This is a genomic window from Dyella sp. 333MFSha, from assembly GCF_900102405.1.
GTDB lineage: Bacteria > Pseudomonadota > Gammaproteobacteria > Xanthomonadales > Rhodanobacteraceae > Luteibacter > Luteibacter mycovicinus.
The window spans coordinates 1387614-1407295 of sequence record NZ_FNBR01000001.1; the positions used below are offsets into that span (position 1 = coordinate 1387614).

Consider the following 19682-nt stretch of genomic DNA (forward strand, 5'->3'; position numbering starts at 1 on the left):
AGTACGCTCGATGACGTGCCATCACCGAAATCACAGGAGTGATACGAAATGCAAGGAAAGCCACAAGGGAAAGCCACCCGTCGCGCGCAGCTTGTGACCAGCGCGGCTCCCGCATCGGTCGATCCCCAGGCGGAAGACATCGATCTTCCCACGGAAGTGCCCGATGCGCTGCCCAACCACAAAATTCCTCGCGCCAAGATGCTGGCGCCACTCAAGATCAGCTGCAAATTGTGGCCCGAATCGAAACCGCTGGACCGCTACAGCGTCATGTTTGTCGACGAGGAACTCACCTTTGTGGACCTTCCCTCGGCTCCACCGTACCCAGACCCCATCGAACTCTACGTGTCCAAGGAGTTCATGGATGCTCTCCCCGAGGGGGCCGTCTCGCTGATTCCGCTGCGCATAAAAGTCAATACGGTGCTCGGCATCGACTACCTCTATAAGGGCACCGATGTCATTTTCGATAAGCAGCCACCGGGCGGCGATCTGCCGCCTGCGATCGATTTCGATGAGGACATCGACAATAACGGCCTGACACTCGCCAAGTTGCTCGGTGAGCTCGGTGGTGTGCTCGAAGGTACGATCCCCAGCTACGAATTTCAGGAGGAAGGCGACACCATCAACCTCTTCATGAAGCTTCGTAGTGACGGCATTCAGATTGACGCCGGAACCGTCGTCACCACGAGTAAAAGCAGTGGCACGAAGGTCACCTACGACCGTACGGTACTCGAGAAGGTCGATGGGGCCGGTATTGTCGATTTTTACTATGCCGCGACGGACGACGTCGGCAATCAACACGGGCCGGCTCCCGGAACCCCGGTCAACATGCTGATCAAGGACGCTCCGGAGACTGTTCCGGCACCGCTTGTCCCCCGCTTCGACCCCGAAGACGACAAGCTGATCACCGATCCCGACGCTCGACCCGCCATGGTGATTCAGATTCCCAGGTACACGCCAACGCCTAAGGAAGGCGATTACTTCATCGTCAGTGTCGGCGACCAAAGCGTCGTCACCAGCCCGCTGAAGGCTTCAGACATCGGCAACGATCCGTTACTCGAGCTGGGTTTCCCTTACACGCTGCTGTTTCCGTCCACCGGCGATGGCACCCCGCCCGCACCGATTTTCACCGCCGATGTCCGTTATCAGGTCATGCGAAGCGGTCTGTCGAGTCCGTCCGAGATCAAACCGGTGGACTTCGATCTTTCATTGCCCGGCAATCCCGACCCCAATCCTGACCCGCTGCCGAACCCGGAGCCAGGCCTGCCTGACAATCCCAACGAGAATCTGCAACGGCCTACCCTCAGGGGTGAGAGCGGCGCGGACAACGATCTTCCGGCGGACGATGCCGAGAAGGACGCTACCGGCATCGTGCCCTGGCTCGACCTTTCCGCTACGCCGGTGGCAGCGTTCAAGGAAGGCGATGTCATTCAGCTCTACATCGATGCGAAAGACGGCGGCGCCGTGGGTGCCGCACGCACCGTTACCGGCGACGACGTCACCAAGGCTGCCGATCTCAAGATCACGGTTGAGCGTGCCGACCTCCAGAGCCATTCCGGCGCGCACCAGTTTTATTACGGTGCGACCCGCATCCTCGAGAGCGGCGAGGAAGTCACGGCGTTCTCCCCGTCGCAGGCCATCAACATCAAGACGGCCGGCGAACTGCCCGGAGGAGGCACGCTTTATGCCGCCACCTTCGTGAAGGCCGCGGGCAGGCGGGCGTATGGCATCAACATTGACGACGCCCGAAACGGGACACCCGTGCGCATTCGCCTGGACCAGACCAATGTCGGCGAAGGGGATACCATCGCGTGGGAATTCGTGGGAACGCCGGATGTCGGCACGCCGGGAGCGCCGACAAGCGACAGCGGATCGCACATCATCACAAAGAACGATCTCGTCGAAAGAGACGACAGTTCGCTTCCCAAGCCACCGGCAAAATCGATCACGGAGAAGCGTGCTTTCGTCGACATCATGCTGGCCCCGGGCGTTCTTCTGCCCGTCAATTTCGGTCACGGTTATTTCGACTATACGATCGAAAACCAGGCCGGCGAGGTAGACGCCGTTCAGGACAACGTGCTGATGGACGTACGCACGGGAAACTGATGCGGTACGAGCGACGGTGGATCAAGGAGGTTCCATGCAAACCGAACACGAACACCCGGATTCACCGCGGCTCGACGACGGTGGTGCCGCCACGCACGCGATCCTGCCAGATGCGGCGCCACCTCCCCCGCTCATTCACGAGGTCGACGCCAACGGCGGCCTCGGGTACGACCTGGTGGGCCCTAACGCGGCGGGAAGCATTGGCGTGATCGTCGGCCCGTGGGACGGCTTCGTCGATGGAGACATCGCCCGTATCCGCTGGGGCGGCACGACGGGACCGGTCGTCGGGAGCCGGCTCATCAACGCCGAGGACAACGGCAAGGCCATTCCGGTCACCGTTCGTGCTTCGGCCATCCATGCCATCGGCGCCGGCACCTTCGATGTAGTGCACGAAAATGTGGGCGCATCGGGGACGGTGGTTTACTCACCCTCCCTGTCGGTCGAAGTCAAACTGAGCGTCCCGGGCGGCCTCGACCCCGACCCGAGCACCGAAACCATCAATGAGGGACTCAAGCCGCCGGAAGTCGTCCCCTGGCCGCTGGGGGCGGACCTGAGCAATGTGCGCATCGTCGTGGCCAGGTATCTCAACATCGAAGCAGGCGACAGGATCACGGCTTCGTGGCATGGCTTCCAGCATGAGATCACGCTGTCGTCAGCGGACGTGGCGAAGCCGTCGTTCGAAATAGCGATACCCGAGGACGAGATCAGGCAGATCGGCGCGGGTACGGCGACCGTCACGTACCGCATCCTCGACCGCGTGACCAACAGTTCGAAGTGGGCGCCGCATACGCAGGTGGAGGTGCCCCTGCCCGATCCGGGTGCGCTGCCCGCGCCTCGCGTGAAGGAAGCCGACACCGATCAGACGGTTATCGACCTGGGCACGCTGGGTACCGGTGACGTTACCGTCCAGCCTGTCAACAACGGCGGCCTGAAGGGCGCGAGCATCACGGTGACATGGACGGGCGTGGCCGAAGACGGGACCACGCCGCGCCCGTATTCGCCGCCGCCCCAGTTGCTCACCTACGACTACCAGGTACCTGAATTCATCATCCCGAATGCCGAAGTCGCCGCGCTAGGCGGCACGGCCGGCGGCGGTAGGGCAAGTATCGCGTACAAGCGGACCAATCCTGGCGATACGCCGGTTCAGTCGAAACGCAGGGATCTGCGTGTCATCGGCGCGAGCAGCGAGCTACCCGCTCCTAAGGTGGATGAGGCGATCAACTACACGATCCCCGCCGAACTTGGCGTCGCCCACCTGGTCATCCCGCCGCAGACGAGGGGCAACCAGGTCACCGCCAATATCGCCGCGCCTGTGCCGTTCACAGATTCCAAACCCATGAGCGATCCGTCGAAACCCCCTGACTTCACGCTGACGGGAACGGCGTTCATCGCGCCGAATGCGGGCTCGCCTGCCACGGCGACGTATACGGTAACCGGGCCCAACTACTCCGCGACGTCGCTTCCCTATCAATTCGGCATCCTGCCCCCTGCGGTGCCGAACCTTCCCCTTCCCGGCATCGTCGAAGCGGTCGCCGGCCAGATCGATCCGGCTGTGGCGCCCAACGGAATCACCGCCTCCATTCCGGCGTCCTCCGACATCCGCGCGAGCGACGATGTAATCGTAACCGTGGCGGGTCCAGGTGGGCAGGAGACCACCGCCGCGCAAAGCGGCAACCCGTCAGGCATGAAGATCGACATCGGGCCGGCAGTCGTGGCGAAGAACCTGGCCCATGCGATCACGGTGCAATACAGCGTCACGCCCAAGGCCGGCGGCGCAGCGAAGTCCTCGCCCATCGCAAACTTCAACGTGCTCGACTTCCAGCCGAACGACCCGCGCGTCGGCAAGCCGGTCATCCGGCAAGCGCTCGGTACCAGCGTGATCGATCTGAACCAGTTCGTCGGCGACGCGCTGATCGACGTACCCAAATGGCCATTGATGGCCACCGGGCAGCTGTACTGGCTTACGGCGTCGACGGCAAACGGTTCGCAAGTCATTGCCACGGCCAAACCGGTCACCGGCGGGAGCGCGTTCTCGGAGCCGCTGCCGCGCCTGTGGCTGAACACCCTCTCCGACCAGACAACGCTCGTCCTCACACTGGAAGTCGCCTTCGATGGCGGTGCGCAGGCGACGGCACGAAAATTCACTTCGCTGGCCTATACGGTTCGTGCCACGGTCGCGCCACCGGCCTTCCCGGCGCCGGTCATTCCGCAGGCCATCGCGTCGCGGCTCGACGGCAACAGAACGTCCGCGGACCTGGAGGTCCCGCCCACCGCGCCCTTGCTGAGCGGTGACAGCGTAGCCGCGTCATTCGGTACCCATGCCTTGCCGACAAAGACGGCCTCGCCGACCCTGGATCCGTTTAAGATCACCGCCGCCATGATCGCGGCGGAGCGCGGCAGGACCGTGGTGAGCACGTACACCGTGACGCGCGCCGGCACGACTTTACCTGTCTCCGCGCCGCTCAGCGTGTTCGTCACGGCAGGAGGCGAGCAATGGGATGCGACGTTCGATTTCGACGGCGAGCAAACGCGAAGCGTATCGTCCGAGACGAAAGACAAACTTGAGTTCGACAAAGTGTTCCACGTCATGTTCGACAGGAACCACCATGTCGAGAAAGAGCAGTTCATCGGCGTCAAGCCCTACTCTGGCGCTGGCCTCGACGACTACTACAAGGGCGACATCCTCTGGATCGGACACCCGACAAACAACGAGCTTATCTTAAAAACCGTCCTCTTCAACTTGTTCGAGGAATGGACGGAAGTGCGCTTCGCGGTCAGTTCGATGGACGATCCGGTGTACATCTCGTTCAAGGATGCATCGGGCAGCATCATCGGCGGAAAAAAGACACTCAACGCGGGGAGCGGCAACGGCCAGTACGCCGAAGTGAGAAATGACGTCGTTGCCGGGAAGAAGGTCAAGTGGATAGAAATTGTCTGCAAGGACTCGATCCACGTCGACTTCTTCAAGTTCAAGAGGTGATCGACAAGACCAGGACAACCCGCCCATACGGCGGGTTGTCTTCATTGGCTTATCGGCCAAATGCCTCACCCGGCTAGCACGCTGGTTGTATAGGCCCCGCGCTTTCCAAAGCCTATAAATGATCTCGCGAATGCAGGTGCCTCTGGCCCTGCGGTAGTTCACGGGGGATCGCATGAAGGCCGACAGGATGGCGTGGAGCACGAGGGGAAAAGGGATGCAAGGTGGCGCGCCAGCCGGCAAGGCCGGCCGTACCACTTCGACCCTGGCCGTTCGGCCTATGCCATTGCGCCGGACGTCCACCTGCGCAGGGCATGGTCATGAATGATGCGATTTTCCCCGATAATCCCGATACCACGGTACATGCGCGCTTCGTGCGTATTGCCGCGCTCTATCCGCAGCATCTTGCCGTCGCCTCCGACGAACTGAGCCTGAGTTATGCCGAACTGGACGCGCAAAGCGATCGGGTCGCCGCCGGGCTGAGGTCCGCCGGCGTTGCATCCGGGAGCTATGTCGCGTTACTGATGGAGCGGTCGGCGGAAGCGATCGTTGCGATCCTTGGCGTGTTGAAGGCGGGTGCGGCCTATCTGCCGATCGATGGTTCGTGGCCCGAGGATCGCATTCGCTTCGCGCTGACGGACGCGGACGTCGCCGCCGTGATCGCGGATCGGCCCGGGACGACGGGGCTGGATGAGGTTCCGGTGTTCGGCTTGAGGGATCTTGTGGGTGGCCCGGTTTTCGGTCGCGCGCGGGGCGCGCTCCTACAGGAGAGCTCGCTGGCTTATTGCATGTTTACCTCGGGGTCGACGGGGAAGCCGAAGGGCGTGGAGATCCGGCATGAGTCGATTCTTCGGCTCGTGCTGAAGTCCCATTATCTCGACTTCGACGCCCTGAAAATGCTACATGCGGCGCCGCTGGGTTTCGATGCGTCGACGCTGGAGATCTTCGGGCCGCTGTTGAACGGCGGCACCTGTGTGGTTTATGGAGACCGGGTTCCGACAGGCTGCGGCATCGCGCGCACCGTCGAACGACACGGTGCCGAGGTGGCCTGGCTGACCGCGGCCTTGTTCAACGCGATCGTCGATGACGATGCATCGTATCTTGCCGGGCTGCGCTGCGTCCTTACGGGTGGCGAAGCCTTATCGGTGCCTCATGTACGCAGGGCGCTCGCGGCTCTCCCGGCGACCACGCTGATCAATGGCTACGGCCCGACCGAATGCACCACCTTCGCTACGACCTATCGCATTCCGCGTGACCTTCCGGGGGATGCCGGTGCGATTCCCATCGGGCGCGCGATCGGCGCGACCTCGCTGCATGTGTGGAACGAACAGGGTGAACCGGTGGCCGACGGGGACATCGGTGAGCTGTATATCGGTGGCTCGGGCGTCGCCAGCGGTTACCTCAACCGCCCCGAGCTGACGGCCGAGCGCTTTGTCTCATCGAAGCACGGGACCCTTTATCGCACGGGCGATCTGGTTCGCTTTCTTCCCGATGGGAATCTCGCCTTCATAGGACGGGCCGATGGGCAGGTGAAGATTCGCGGATACCGGATCGAGTGTGGTGAGGTGGAGTTCGCATTGCGTGGGTTGCCTGGGGTGGCTACCGCGGCCGTGGTGGCTCGCGAGGATGAGCCAGGGGATCGGCGGTTGGTGGCTTATTACGTGGTGGGAGGTGACCGCATCTGCGATCACGAGCAGGCTCGCTCCTACCAAAGCCAGGGCACGGGCATCGCCGCACGTGCCCTGCGCGATCAGCTCAGCGTCCTTTTGCCGGCCTACATGATTCCGACGGCATGGGTGCGGATGGATGCGCTGCCGATCAACGGCAATGGCAAGCTGGACCGGCATGCCCTGCCCGCCCCGGATCGTTCGCGTCCTGAACTGGCTGCCACCTTTGTCGCACCGCGTGGCGATGTCGAAAGCGCGCTGTGCGATCTTTTCGCCGCGACGCTCGGCGTGGAGCGCGTGGGCCGCGACGACAATTTCTTCGACCTCGGCGGCAATTCGCTGCTGGCGACGCGCGTCATGACGCGCATTCACAACGCGTTGTCCGCCGTACCAACGCTCGTCGGTTTTTTCGCGGAACCCACGCCCGCCGCGGTCGCCGCGGTGATCGGTGGGCGCGCCTCGCGGCACGCACTGTCGAGCCGGCTCGCCAGCGGTACGTCGACGGCAGGCGAGCCGGTGGCGATTATCGCCATGGCCGGCCGGTTTCCGGGCGCGCCCGATGTGGAGTCGTTCTGGGACAACTTGTGCGAAGGTCGCGAAACGATCCGCTTCTTCGCGCCCGACGAACTCGATGCCGCGATACCTGCCTCGGAGCGCGACGATCCAGGCTACGTCCCGGCGCGCGGCGTCCTCGACGGCGTGGGCGACTTCGACGCCTCGTTCTTCGGCATGTCGCCGCGCGAAGCCGAGCTGACCGACCCGCAGCAGCGCCTCTTCATGGAACTGTGCTGGGAGTGCATGGAGCGCGCCGGCTATGTACCGGATGGGCAAGAGGCACCCGTCGGCATCTTCGGCGGTATGCACAATGCGACGTACTTTCAGAAGCACATCAGCGGCCGCCCCGACCTGATCGAAAAGCTCGGTGCCTTCCAGGTGATGCTGGGCAACGAAAAGGATTACGTCGCCTCGCGTGTCGCGCACAAACTCAATCTCACCGGCCCGGCCATCAGTCTCAACACGGCCTGCTCCACGTCACTGGTAGCGATCGTGCAGGCGTTCGACGCACTGCGCGCCGGTCGCTGCGCTATGGCGCTGGCCGGCGGTTCGTCGATCGCCTGCCCGCCGAACAGCGGCTACCTTGCTCAGGAGGGCTCGATGCTTTCGCCCGACGGCCATACGCGGACGTTCGATGTGAACGCACGGGGCACCGTGTTCAGCGATGGCGCGGCAGTCGTCTTACTAAAGCGGCTGTCGGACGCGGTGCGCGACGGCGACCCCATCTACGCCACCATTCGCGGCGCGGCGGTGAATAACGATGGCGCGGTCAAGGCCAGCTTCACCGCACCCAACGCCGCGGGCCAGGCAGCCGTCATCACGATGGCGCTTAACGACGCCGGCGTGGCCGCGCGTGATATTTCGTACATCGAAGCCCATGGTACGGCCACGCCACTGGGCGATCCCATCGAGATCGAAGGGCTTACCGAGGCCTTCCGGCAGACCACGAACGATACGGGCTTCTGCGCGATCGGGTCGCTGAAGAGCAACGTCGGCCACCTGGTCATGGCCGCCGGGGCGGCCGGCGTCATCAAGACGGCCCTGGCGCTGAGCGAGCGTCGTCTTCCGCCGTCGCTGCATTTCACCGCCCCCAATCCCCGGCTCAATCTCGCGGCATCGCCGTTCGTCGTCAACGATACGCTGCGGCCGTGGCAGAGCGCCGGTCCGCTGCTGGCCGGCGTCAGCTCGTTCGGCGTGGGCGGCACGAATGCCCACGTGATCCTTGGCGAAGCGCCGGCGCGTGCACCGTCGGATGCCGCGACCGGCCCGCAGTTGCTGACCTTGTCCGCGCGCACGCCGGCCGCCCTCGCCGCCGCCGCGGCGCGGCTGGCCGACCACATCGCCATGCATCCGGACAGCAATCTCGCCGACACGGCCTGGACATTGGCCAGCGGCCGCAAATCCTTCGGACAGCGTACGCACGTCGTCGCGGTGTCGCATGGCGAAGCCGAAGCGCAGCTTCGTGACGTGGCAGCTGCCGCGATCTGCCGTACCAGCAGCGATCCGTCGCCCGGCATCGTGTTCCTGTTCCCGGGCCAGGGCTCGCAGTACGCCGGCATGGGTCGCGAACTGCATGCGACGGAGCCGGTGTTTCGTGCGGCACTGGACGAGGTCACCTGCGCCTTGCGCGACGAACTGGGCTTCGATCTGCGGGAGCGGATGTTCGACGACGATGCGGATGCCCTGAAGGCGACGGCACTCACGCAGCCTGCGACGTTTGCGCTTGAATACGCGCTCGCCCGCCTGTGGATGAGCCTGGGCGTCCATCCCGTCGCCATGATCGGGCACAGCGTAGGCGAATTCACCGCGGCCGCACTGGCAGGTGTGATACCGCTGGCCGAGGCCGCGCGCCTCGTCGCGCGTCGCGGGCGGATGATGCAGGCATTACCCGCAGGCAGCATGCTTTCGGTTCGTCTGGGAGCGGCGGAACTGCATGCGCGGCTTCCGGGCACGTTGTCCCTTGCGGCGGAGAATGCGCCTAACGCGAGCGTCGTTTCAGGGCCCTCCGGCGAGATCGAGGCGTTCCGGGCCGGGCTCGACGCGGAAGGGATCGCTTGCCGGCTTCTGCACACCTCGCACGCGTTCCACTCGGGCATGATGGATCCGGTGCTCGATGCGTTTCATGCGGAGGTTGCGGCGGTGCCGCTTTCCTCACCCACCATCGCTATCGTGTCGACACTGACCGGCGTCCCGCTGACCGACGCCGAGGCGACCTCACCCGACTACTGGACGCGTCATCTGCGTGAGAGCGTGCGGTTCTCGCCGGCTCTTCTGCATGCACTGGAAGACACCTCGACGGCCTTTCTCGAAGTCGGTCCCCGGCCGAGCCTCGCGGTGCTGGGTCGCCAACATGCACAGGCACGCGGTCGCACGATCGTTCCGAGTCTGGGGGATGGCCCTTCCGATGAGCGCGCCGCCCTGCTCGGCGCCGCCGGTGCGCTGTGGAGCGCGGGTGTGACGGTCGCCATCGCGGCGCTCGACCACCGCGCGCAACGGCGGCGTGTGCGTTTGCCGACGTATCCGTTCGAGCGGAAGCGGCACTGGGTGGAGGCGCGGGTGGCGGCCTCGGTGACGGCGATCGCAGCGGGGGTGTCGCTTTCGCAAGTTGCCGCCGGCATGGCCGGCATTGCACAGCTATCCGAGGCACTCCCCTCCGCAGGAGCGCGCCCCGCGCGCGACCCGGACACCACCTCGCCCAACGAAGCAGACCATCACGACATCGTCTCGCCCCAGTCCCTGGAGCTCTCCATGCCCAATTCGCCCGTATCCGCCCGTCCCCAGCGCCTTGTCGGTGAGCTGCTCGCCCTGTTCGAGGATGTCTCGGGGGCTGAACTCGAGGGCGTCGATCGCGCGTCGAACTTCGTTGAGCTGGGGCTCGACTCGCTGTCGCTCACCCAGGTGGCGTTGCAGCTGCAGAGGACGTACGCGTTGAAGATCACCTTCCGTGAACTGATGGATGGGTGTTCGTCGTTCGAAAGCCTGGCGGCGCATATCGACCGGTTGTTGCCGGCTGAGGCAATGGCGGAGCCCGATGCAAAGGCTGTTGCAGGAGCCAGCGTGGCCGGCGGTGGGTCTGGCGTCAGTCTGGCCGGCTTTGCCGGGTCGCCAGCGGGGCTGGCTCCTACCGGAGCGGCGGCGCCGAGCACCGCGGGGGCTGGACTGGTACAGGACATCATTACCCAGCAGATGCAGATCATGCGGGAGCAGTTGGCGTTGCTGGCGGGAACCGCAGGCCCTGTGGCAGGGCCTGCCCCGGCTCCTGGCAGAGCGCAAGGACCGACTGAGGCAACCGTGGCGGCCAACGACGGCGAAGAGGCCGCGCTTGCGCATACCACGTACGACGTCAGGAAGGCCTTCGGCGCCATCGCACGGATTCACCACGGTGGGACGGACCTCAGCGCCCGCCAGCGTGCGCGGCTGGATGCCTTCATGCGCCGGTACATCGAGCGCACCAAAGCCTCCAAGGCGTATACGGAAGAACACCGACCACATCTGGCCGATCCGCGGGTGGTCAACGGCTTTCGCCCGCTGTTGAAGGAAATCATCTACCAGATCGTGATCGAGCGCTCCAAAGGCGCCAACGTCTGGGACCTCGATGGCAATCGCTACGTCGACGCGCTGAACGGCTTCGGCATGAATCTGTTCGGCTGGCAGCCGGACTTCGTCCTCGACACCGTGCGCAAGCAACTCGACGAGGGATACGAGATCGGCCCGCAGCATCCGCTGGCCGGCATCGTGGCGAAACAGGTCTGCGACCTCACCGGCTTCGATCGCGCGGCGCTGTGCAACACCGGTTCCGAGGCGGTCATGGGCTGCGTGCGTGTGGCGCGCACGGTGACCGGTCGCGACACCCTGGTCATTTTCACCGGCTCGTACCACGGCATCTTCGACGAGGTGATCGTTCGTGGCACGAAGAAACTGAAGTCCGTACCGGCCGCGCCGGGCATCCTGCGCAATACCTCCGAACATGTGTTGGTCCTCGACTACGGCACACCGGAAGCGCTACGGATCATCCGCGAGCGCGCCCACGAGATCGCCGCGGTACTGGTCGAGCCGGTGCAGAGCCGTCGACCGGACTTCCAGCCCGTGGAGTTCCTGCAGGAGCTGCGCGCGATCACTGAAGAATCGGGTTCACTACTGATCTTCGACGAGGTGGTCACCGGTTTCCGCGCCCATCCACGCGGTGCACAGGCCGTACTCGGCATCGATGCCGACATGGCGTCGTACGGCAAGGTCGTCGGCGGCGGTTTCCCCATCGGCGTCATCGCGGGCAAGCGTCGTTTCATGGATGCGCTCGACGGCGGTCACTGGCAGTTCGGTGATGACTCCACGCCGACCGTCGGCGTCACATATTTCGCCGGCACTTTCGTGCGTCATCCGCTGGCCCTGGCGGCCGCGCACGCCGTGCTCACGCATCTGGCGAAGGAAGGCGGCCAGTTGCAGGCCACCCTCAATGCGAAGGTCACCGCCATGGCGGAGGAGCTCAACGCCTTCTGCGCGAGCGTCGGTGCGCCGGTGCGCGTCGTGCACTTCGCTTCCGTCTGGAAGACCACCTTCGCGGAAGACCATCCGTTGCAGGATCTGCTGTTCGCGATGATGCGCAGCCGTGGCATCCACATCCTCGACAACTTCCCCTGCTTCTTCACGACCGCACACGGCGAGGCCGACTTCGCCGCCATCGCCACCGCGTTCCGCGAATCGATTCTCGAAATGCAGGAAGCCGAATTCCTGCCGCGCCGCCGCGAGACCGCATCCTTCGACGCTGAGCGCCCACCCGTCCCGGGCGCACGTCTGGGCAAGGATCCCGAAGGCCATCCCGCGTGGTTCGTTCCCAACCCGGATGCGCCGGGCAAGTACCTGAGGGTGACCGCATGATATCGAACGAGCTGGCCGCCGCCACAGCGGTCGACTACGATCCGTTCGCCGCCGCGCCGCTGTCGCGCGTGCTGCCGACGACCGAACCCCAACGCGAGGTGTGGCTGGCATCCCGGCTGGAGCCGGAAGCCTCGCTGGCGTACAACGAAGCGGTCTCGCTGACGTTCAAGGGCTTGCTCGACGTAGCGGCCCTCATGTGGGCACTGCAGGCGGTGGTCGACCGTCACGAGGCCCTCAGGGCCACGCTCAGCCGCGACGGCGAAGGGATGCTCGTCGCCGACCACACGACGCTGCCCATCGCGAGTCACGATCTTTCGCCGTTGCCGCCGTTCGAGAGCGACGCACGTTTACAGGCGGCATTCTCGCGCATCGTCACGACACCCTTCGATCTCGAACACGGCCCGCTGGTCCGCGCGGAGATCTTTCGCCTGGCCGCCGACCGTCATCTGCTGACCATCGCCGCGCACCACATCGTGTGCGACGGCTGGTCGTTCGGCGTGATCGTCCGCGATCTCGCCGCGCTTTACGCGCAACGCCTGGGCAAGGGCGCCGGTCCGGCGCCGGTATGCGCGTTCTCGACCTTCGCGCTGAACGAAGCCACGCACGTCGGCAGCGTGGCCGCCCGCGCGGACGAACAGTACTGGCTAGGCCGCTTCGCCGACACGCCGCCCGCACTGGACCTTCCCGTGGACCGGCCCCGTCCCCGTCGTCGTACGTTCACCTCCCGGCGCGAAGACCGTCTGCTGGACACCGCGGATGTCGAGTCCATCAAGCGCCTGGGCGCGACGCACCGGGCCAGCTTCCACGCCACGCTGGTCGCCGCATTCGCTGTGCTGCTCCGCCGCGTCGGGGGCCAGGACGATGTGGTGATCGGCATACCGTCGGCGGGCCAGGCCGGCGAGGGACTGGACACGCTCGTGGGCCACTGCGTCAACGTGCTGCCCCTGCGGGCACGCATCGACGATGGCGCGAGCTTCGCGGACGTTCTCGGGGACGTACGCGGCCACCTGCTCGACGCGTTCGATCATCAGCGCTACACGCTGGGCAGTCTGCTTGCCCGCCTCTCCCTTACACGCGATCCGTCGCGCCTGCCGCTGGTCGCCGTGCTGTTCAATCTGGATGCGCAGCTCGATGAGACGACGGCAGCTTTCCCGGACCTTCGTTTCGACGTGGACGCCATCCCGCGCGAGTTCGAGAACTTCGAACTGTTCGTCAACGCCGTGCAGGTCCAGGGCGGAGTTCGTCTCGAGTGCCAGTACAACGCCGATCTGTTCGACGCCGCCACCGTGCAGGGCTGGCTCGACGCCTATGCCACCTTGCTGCGTCACGCGGCGCGTGCGCCCATGACCGAAGCGGTCGCACTGCCGGTCGTCTCCGACGCCGTCTATCGCGAACTCGCCGGTCTGCAACCGGCACCGACGCCGTTTCCGGAACTGCGCCTCGCGCACGAGTTCTTCGAGCAGCAGTGCGACCGCGCGCCGGAGCGCATCGCCGTACGTCACGCCGACCGTACGCTGACCTATGCGGCGCTGGAGTCACGGTCCAACCGCGTCGCCAACGCACTGCGCGCACGCGACGTCAGCCACGGTGCCCTGGTCGGGCTGTCGCTCGGCCGTGGACTCGACATGCTGGCCTCCGTGCTGGGCGTACTCAAATCCGGCGCGGGCTATGTGCCCCTCGACCCGGCCTTCCCCGCCGAACGCCTGGCCTTCATGGCCGAGGACGCGCGGCTTGCCGCGCTGGTCGTCGATGACGAAACACCCCTGGCGTTCGAGTTCGATGCACGCCGCGTCATCGCACTGAACAGCGACGAGGTGGTCCACGCGTCGTTCGACCGCCCCGCACGCGACCGGCGCGCGGGCACGCCGGATTCCGTGGCCTATGTGATCTTCACCTCCGGATCGACCGGACGGCCGAAGGGTGTACGCGTACCGCACCGCGCGGCTGCGAACTTCCTCACCAGCATGCAGCGTGTGCCGGGCATCGCGCCGGACGACCGTCTGGTCGCCGTGACCACCCTGTCCTTCGATATCGCCTTCATGGAAATGATGTTGCCGCTCACCAGCGGCGCCGAAGTCGTCATCGCCGGTCGCGACGACGTGCGCGATGGCGGACAGCTGCGGCGCCTGATCGAGGACTGCGACGCCACGATGATGCAGGCCACGCCAGCCGGGTGGCGACTGCTGATCGACGCGGGGTGGCACGGTCGTCCCGCTTTCCGTGCCGTTTCCGGCGGCGAACCGCTGCCCGTCGATCTCGCCGAGGCGCTGCTGGACCGCTGTGGCGAGGTCTGGAACGGCTACGGCCCGACCGAGACGACGGTCTACTCCACCTACTGGCGTGTCTCCGATCCGCGCGAGGGAATCTACATCGGCCGCCCCATCGCCAACACCACGGTGCATATCCTCGACGAGCGCGGCCATCATTGCCCGCTCGGCGTACCGGGCGAAATCCACATCGGCGGCGCGGGCGTTACCCTCGGCTATCTCGACCGCCCCGAACTCACCGCCGAGAAATTCATCGCCGATCCCTGGTCGGAGGCGCCCGATTCCCGCATGTACCGCACGGGCGATCGTGGCCGGTGGACCGCGAAAGGCGTCCTGGAACATCTGGGTCGCCTCGACTTTCAGGTGAAGGTGCGCGGGTATCGCATCGAGCCCGGCGAGATCGAAAGCGTGCTTGCCGACGTGCCGGCGGTCGCCCGCGCCGTCGTCATCGCGCGTGAAGACCGTCCCGGCGACGTACGCCTCGTGGCCTACGTGGTGGGCCGCGACGGCATCGCCCCGGAGGAGGAATCGCTACGGTCGTACCTGCGCTCGCGCCTGCCCGACTACATGGTGCCCCAGCACATCCTCGTGCTGGACAGCGTGCCGCTGCTGCCCAACGGCAAGACCGACCGCAAGGCGTTGCCGCCGCCGATCGCGCACTCCGTCGCGACACCGGGTGCGCGCGTCGCGCCGCGCAACGACGACGAGCGACGGGTCGCCCTCGCGATGGAAGCAGTGCTCTGCCTGCCGGACCTCGACGTGCGCGACGACTTCTTCGCCCTCGGAGGGCACTCCCTGCTGGCCGCGCAGCTCACGGCGAAGCTCAACCGCGAGTTCGGCGTGAGCCTGTCGTTCCGGACGCTGTTCGACGCTCCCACGATCGAGCAACTGGCCGCCGCCATCGGATCGCAGGTCGCCAGCGGCTCGGCGCCCGCCGCGGAGCCGATCGGCCACCGCAGCGATCAGCACCACGCGCCGCTGTCGCTGATGCAGCGGCGCCTGTGGGCGCTGGAGCGCATGCATCCCGGTCGGGTCACGTATAACGCGCCATCGGCGCACCGGCTTCGCGGGCGTCTGGACGAACATGCCTTCGACATGGCCTTCCAGGCCCTGATCCAGCGGCAGTCCAGCATGCGGACGGCGTTCCGCGACGTGGGCAACGACATCGTCCAGGTGATCGAGCCGCAACTGACGTACCCGTTGTTCCCGGCGGAGGATCTCAGTCACCTGCCGGACGACGAGCGCGAAGCGACGCTGATGGCGCGTCTGCAGCAGCTGACGGACACGCCGTTCGACCTCCGCCGCGCACCGCTGTTCAGTGCGCGCCTGTTCCGCCTGGGCGATACCGAGCACGCGCTGTTCTTCATGCCGCACCACATCATCTGGGACGGCTGGTCGTTCGACATCCTGTACAACGAATTGTCGGCGCTGTATCGCAGCTTCGTGGCCGGTCTGCCCTCGCCGCTGGTCGCCCTCCCGGTGAGCTACGGCGACTTCGCCGAATGGCACGCGCACTGGCTGGAGTCCGCGGCGTTCCAGGCGCAGCTGGGCTTCTGGCGCGAACGTCTTGCACAGATGGGCGACGTCCGGGCGCTGCCGACCGACCATCCGCGCCGGCCCGGCATGTCCGGACTGGGACGCACCGAGTGGATCCGCGTGTCGCGCGCCGAGACCGACGCCATGCACGACGTGGCACGGCAGGCCGACGCCACCCTCAACATGACGCTGCTCGCGCTGTACTTCGCGATGCTGTCCAGCTCGGCTGGGCAACGGGAACTCGTGGTCGGCACACCGGTCCGTGGCCGTAACCAGACCGAGGTCGAATCGGTCATGGGCTACTTCAACAATCTGCTGCCGCTGCACGTGTCGGTCGATCCCGCGCTGTCGTTCCTCGAGTTCGTACGTCTGGTCAGGCGCAAGGCGATCGAGGCCTTCGGCCATCCGGACGTCCCCCTGGAATACCTGCAGCGTGAGCTGAAAATCGGACAAGGAGCGGGCGCCACGCTGTACCAGGCGCTGTTCTCGTTCCAGGACGCCCGCCAGCGTGCGGTCGACTGGGGCGGTCTGGAGCACGAGCAGATCCTGCTCTTCCAGAGTGGCGCCACGGAAGACCTCGGCCTGTGGTTCCTCGAGAGCCACGCCGGCATGGTCGGCGGCGTGACCTACAACGCCGACCTGCTGCAGGCCGCCACGGCGCGGCTGATGCGCGAGCGTTACCTCGACATGATGCGTACGGTCGCGGCCGATCCCGCCATCGCGGTCGGCGCACTCACGGCTGCGACCCCGGCCGAGCGCGAGCGCATGCGTCACTGGAACGCGACGGATACCGACATCGTCCTGCCTGTCGACCTGTATGGCATGGTCGCGGCGGCGGCTAAGACGAACCCGGACGCCGTAGCGATCGTCCAGCATACGCGCACGCTCCGCTACGACGCGCTTCTGGAGCGTGCTTCACGGATCGCGGCGCTGCTGCACGAGCGGGGTGCGCATGCGGGCGAGGTCGTCGGCCTGTGCGTGAATCCGGGTGCGGACCGCGTGGCGGCCCTGCTCGCTATCGGACTGACCGGTGCGACGGCGCTGCTGCTCGATCGCGCCGACCCGGCGGCCCGCCTGCGCGACATCCTTGCCGACGCACGGGCCACGGTGATGGTGGGCGACGCGGCGCTCGAGGCCATGCTCGACTGGCCGCGCGCCTGTGCCGTGTGGCTCGACCTGCACGAGGGAGAACCGGACGTCGCGACGTGGAACGTTGCGCCGTTTGCCGTACGGCCCTCGCCCGACGATGCGGCGATCGCCTTTTACGCTCCGGATGTCGAGGGCAAGGCACGCGGTGCGGCGTTGTCGCATCGTGCGCTCGCCAACACGCTGCAGGCACTGGCCGGCACGTTGGGCGTGCGTCCCGGCAAGCGCATCGCCGGCGACGCGTCGCCTTCCGATGCGATGTCCGTCGTCGAGCCCCTGCTCGCGCTCGCCCACGGCGCCACCTGGTTCGAGCAGGACGCCCACGATCTCGCTCACGGACGCCTGGATGCCATGGACGTCTTCATCGCCACACCTGAAACCTGGCACGCACTCGTGCGCCAGGGCTGGTCCGGCGATCCGGGCATGCGCGCCGTGGTCGCCGGGGGCCTGCCCACCGCCGAACTGGCCACGCATGTCGCGGGCGCCACCGCCGGCCTGTGGACCCTGTTCGGCGACGCCATGTCCGCGCCCGTCGCGGCATGCGGTCAGGTGGAGCGCGCGGCCGACGCCCTGCACGAAGGCCGGCCGCTTGCCAACAGCGAGGCCTGGATCCTCGACGATAGCGGCGAACCCTGCCCCATCGGCGCGACGGGCCAGGTCGCCGTGGCCGGCCTCGCGCTGGCCATGCCGTTCGGCAACCGTGCGCAGGCCGACCGCCAGCCGACCGACGGCCGGCTGGCAAGGACGGGCTACCGCGGACGCTGGCTGGCCGACGGCCAGTTGCAGGTGCTCGACCGGGAGGACCGTCGCTTTCGCCGCCATGGCCTCGACGTCGAACCGACGGCCATCGAAGCCCTCACGCTCGCCCAGCCGGGCATCGTGCGTGCCATCGCCGTGCCGCGTCGCGACCGCGACGGTCTGATGCGCATCGACGTATACGCACTGGCCGCTCCGGGCTACTCGCCGGACACCGACGACCTGCGTGCCTCGCTCGCGACGTCCCTGCCGGCGTCCTCGATGCCGGCTCACATCACCATGCTGGACGCGCTGCCGCTGTTACCCACCGGCGAGCCGGATATCGCGTCGCTGCCGGTGCCCGACAACGGCGCGCCCGGTGGACGCACGGTGGACAGTGAACCGCATACCGAGAGCGAGCGTCTCCTCGCCAGTGTCTGGCGGGAGCTGCTGGGCGTGGGCCGCGTCCGCACCAGCGACAACTTCTTCGATGTCGGCGGCCACTCCCTGCTAGCGGTCGACATGGCGCAGCGCGTGCAGAAGCTGAGCGGTATCCAGCTCAATCTGCTGGATATCGCCAACGGCACCCTCGGCACGCTTGCCGCCGAACTCGCCATCGCCACGCCCGCACCGGCGATCACGGCAAAGCGCGGCCTTTTCAGTCGCCTGCTCGGACGCAGCACGCCATGACGCATCTCGCCTGGATCGTCTGCTGGACATCGTCCATCCTGCTGGTCCACGTCTTCGTGGGCTATCCGCTGTGGGTCTGGTTGCTCTCGCGCCTGCGTCCGCTCCCGGTGGCGAAACGCGGCATCCTGCCGACCGTGAGCATCGTCGTCGCCGTGCACGACGGTGCCGGGTTTATCCGCGCCAAGCTGGCCAGCCTGCAGCAACTCGACTACCCCGCCGAGCTGATCGACATCGTGATCGCCTGCGACGGTTGCCATGACGCGACCGTCCTGCTCGCGCGGCGTTCGACGGATCCACGGCTGACCGTGCTCGATTTCCCGAACCGTCGCGGCAAGGCCGCCTGCCTCAACGACGCCGTCGGCCTCACGCGAGGCGAGGTGCTGCTGTTCACCGATGTCCGCCAGAAACTCTCACCGGTCGCCCTGAAGGAGCTGGTCGCCAACCTGGCCGACCCGACCGTCGGCGCGGTGGGCGGTGAACTGCACATGGAGAACGTGCGCACCGGCTTCGCCCAGGGTGTGGATTTTTACTGGCGTTACGAGAAAGGCATACGCCATGCGGAGGCCTTGTCCGGCTCGACCATCGGCGTCAGTGGCGCGCTGTACGCCATGCGCCGCCACCTGTTCCGGCCGCTTCCAGCCGGTACCGTGCTCGACGACGTGCTGGTGCCGATGCGGGTCGCCGCGCAGGGCAAACGTGTGGTGTTCGAACCCAGGGCGATGGCCTGGGACCAGCCGTCGCAGGGAGCGGAGGACGAGAAGCGCCGCAAGATCCGTACGCTCGCCGGCAATTTCCAGCTGATCCAGCTGGCGCCGTGGCTGCTGCTGCCCTGGGCCAATCCGCTGTGGTTCCGCTTTGTCAGCCACAAGGTGTTGCGGCTGCTGGCGCCATGGTTGCTCGTTGCGCTCACCTGCAGCACCGGCCTGCTGGTGACACGGCATCCGATGTACGCGGTGGCCTTCGGCGGACTGGTCGTCTGTGCCGCCATGGTCGCGCTCGCGAAGTTCCGTCCCCCCGTGGGACGCTGGTTTCCGCTGCGTATCGCGCTGGCGTTCTTCTATCTCAACCTCTTCGCGGCGCAGGCGCTCGTTGCCTTCGCCCGTAACCGAAGGCTGCACTTATGGTGATCGA

The 19682-nt window shown here is 66.2% G+C and carries 5 protein-coding genes; all 5 read left to right on the top strand.

All coding sequences use genetic code 11. The annotated features are described in order from the left end of the window. Positions 1–156 precede the first annotated feature (156 nt). The 5 genes from BLT40_RS05970 to BLT40_RS05990 all read left to right on the top strand — a co-directional run bounded on the left by BLT40_RS05970 (position 157) and on the right by BLT40_RS05990 (position 19678). Entirely contained in the window at positions 157–2103 is a 1947-nt protein-coding gene (locus tag BLT40_RS05970; protein WP_176809115.1) for a hypothetical protein, read from the top strand. A 34-nt stretch (positions 2104–2137) separates the two neighbouring features. Next, positions 2138–5083: a hypothetical protein gene (locus BLT40_RS05975; protein WP_090352216.1), complete on the top strand. Its 2946-nt coding sequence runs from the start codon at positions 2138–2140 to the stop codon at positions 5081–5083. Positions 5084–5400: 317 nt separating this feature from the next. Further along, positions 5401–12177 (top strand): polyketide synthase, encoded by a 6777-nt coding sequence (locus BLT40_RS05980; RefSeq protein ID WP_255363955.1) that lies wholly within the window; start codon positions 5401–5403, stop codon positions 12175–12177. Then, positions 12174–18551, top strand: a complete 6378-nt coding sequence (locus tag BLT40_RS05985; RefSeq protein ID WP_090352221.1) for a non-ribosomal peptide synthetase — start codon at positions 12174–12176, stop codon at positions 18549–18551. Before BLT40_RS05980 ends, BLT40_RS05985 begins: the two co-directional genes overlap by 4 nt. Further along, positions 18548–19678 (top strand): glycosyltransferase family 2 protein, encoded by a 1131-nt coding sequence (locus tag BLT40_RS05990; protein WP_090352223.1) that lies wholly within the window; start codon positions 18548–18550, stop codon positions 19676–19678. The genes BLT40_RS05985 and BLT40_RS05990 overlap by 4 nt, the downstream gene beginning before the upstream one ends. Positions 19679–19682: the final 4 nt, after the last annotated feature.

What these genes read in the sequence shown, in the direction of transcription:
- BLT40_RS05990 (WP_090352223.1), top strand. Translation starts at nt 18,548, where the DNA reads ATGACGCATCTCGCCTGGATCGTCTGCTGGACATCGTCCATCCTGCTG.
- BLT40_RS05985 (WP_090352221.1), top strand. Translation starts at nt 12,174, where the DNA reads ATGATATCGAACGAGCTGGCCGCCGCCACAGCGGTCGACTACGATCCG.
- BLT40_RS05975 (WP_090352216.1), top strand. Translation starts at nt 2,138, where the DNA reads ATGCAAACCGAACACGAACACCCGGATTCACCGCGGCTCGACGACGGT.
- BLT40_RS05980 (WP_255363955.1), top strand. Translation starts at nt 5,401, where the DNA reads ATGAATGATGCGATTTTCCCCGATAATCCCGATACCACGGTACATGCG.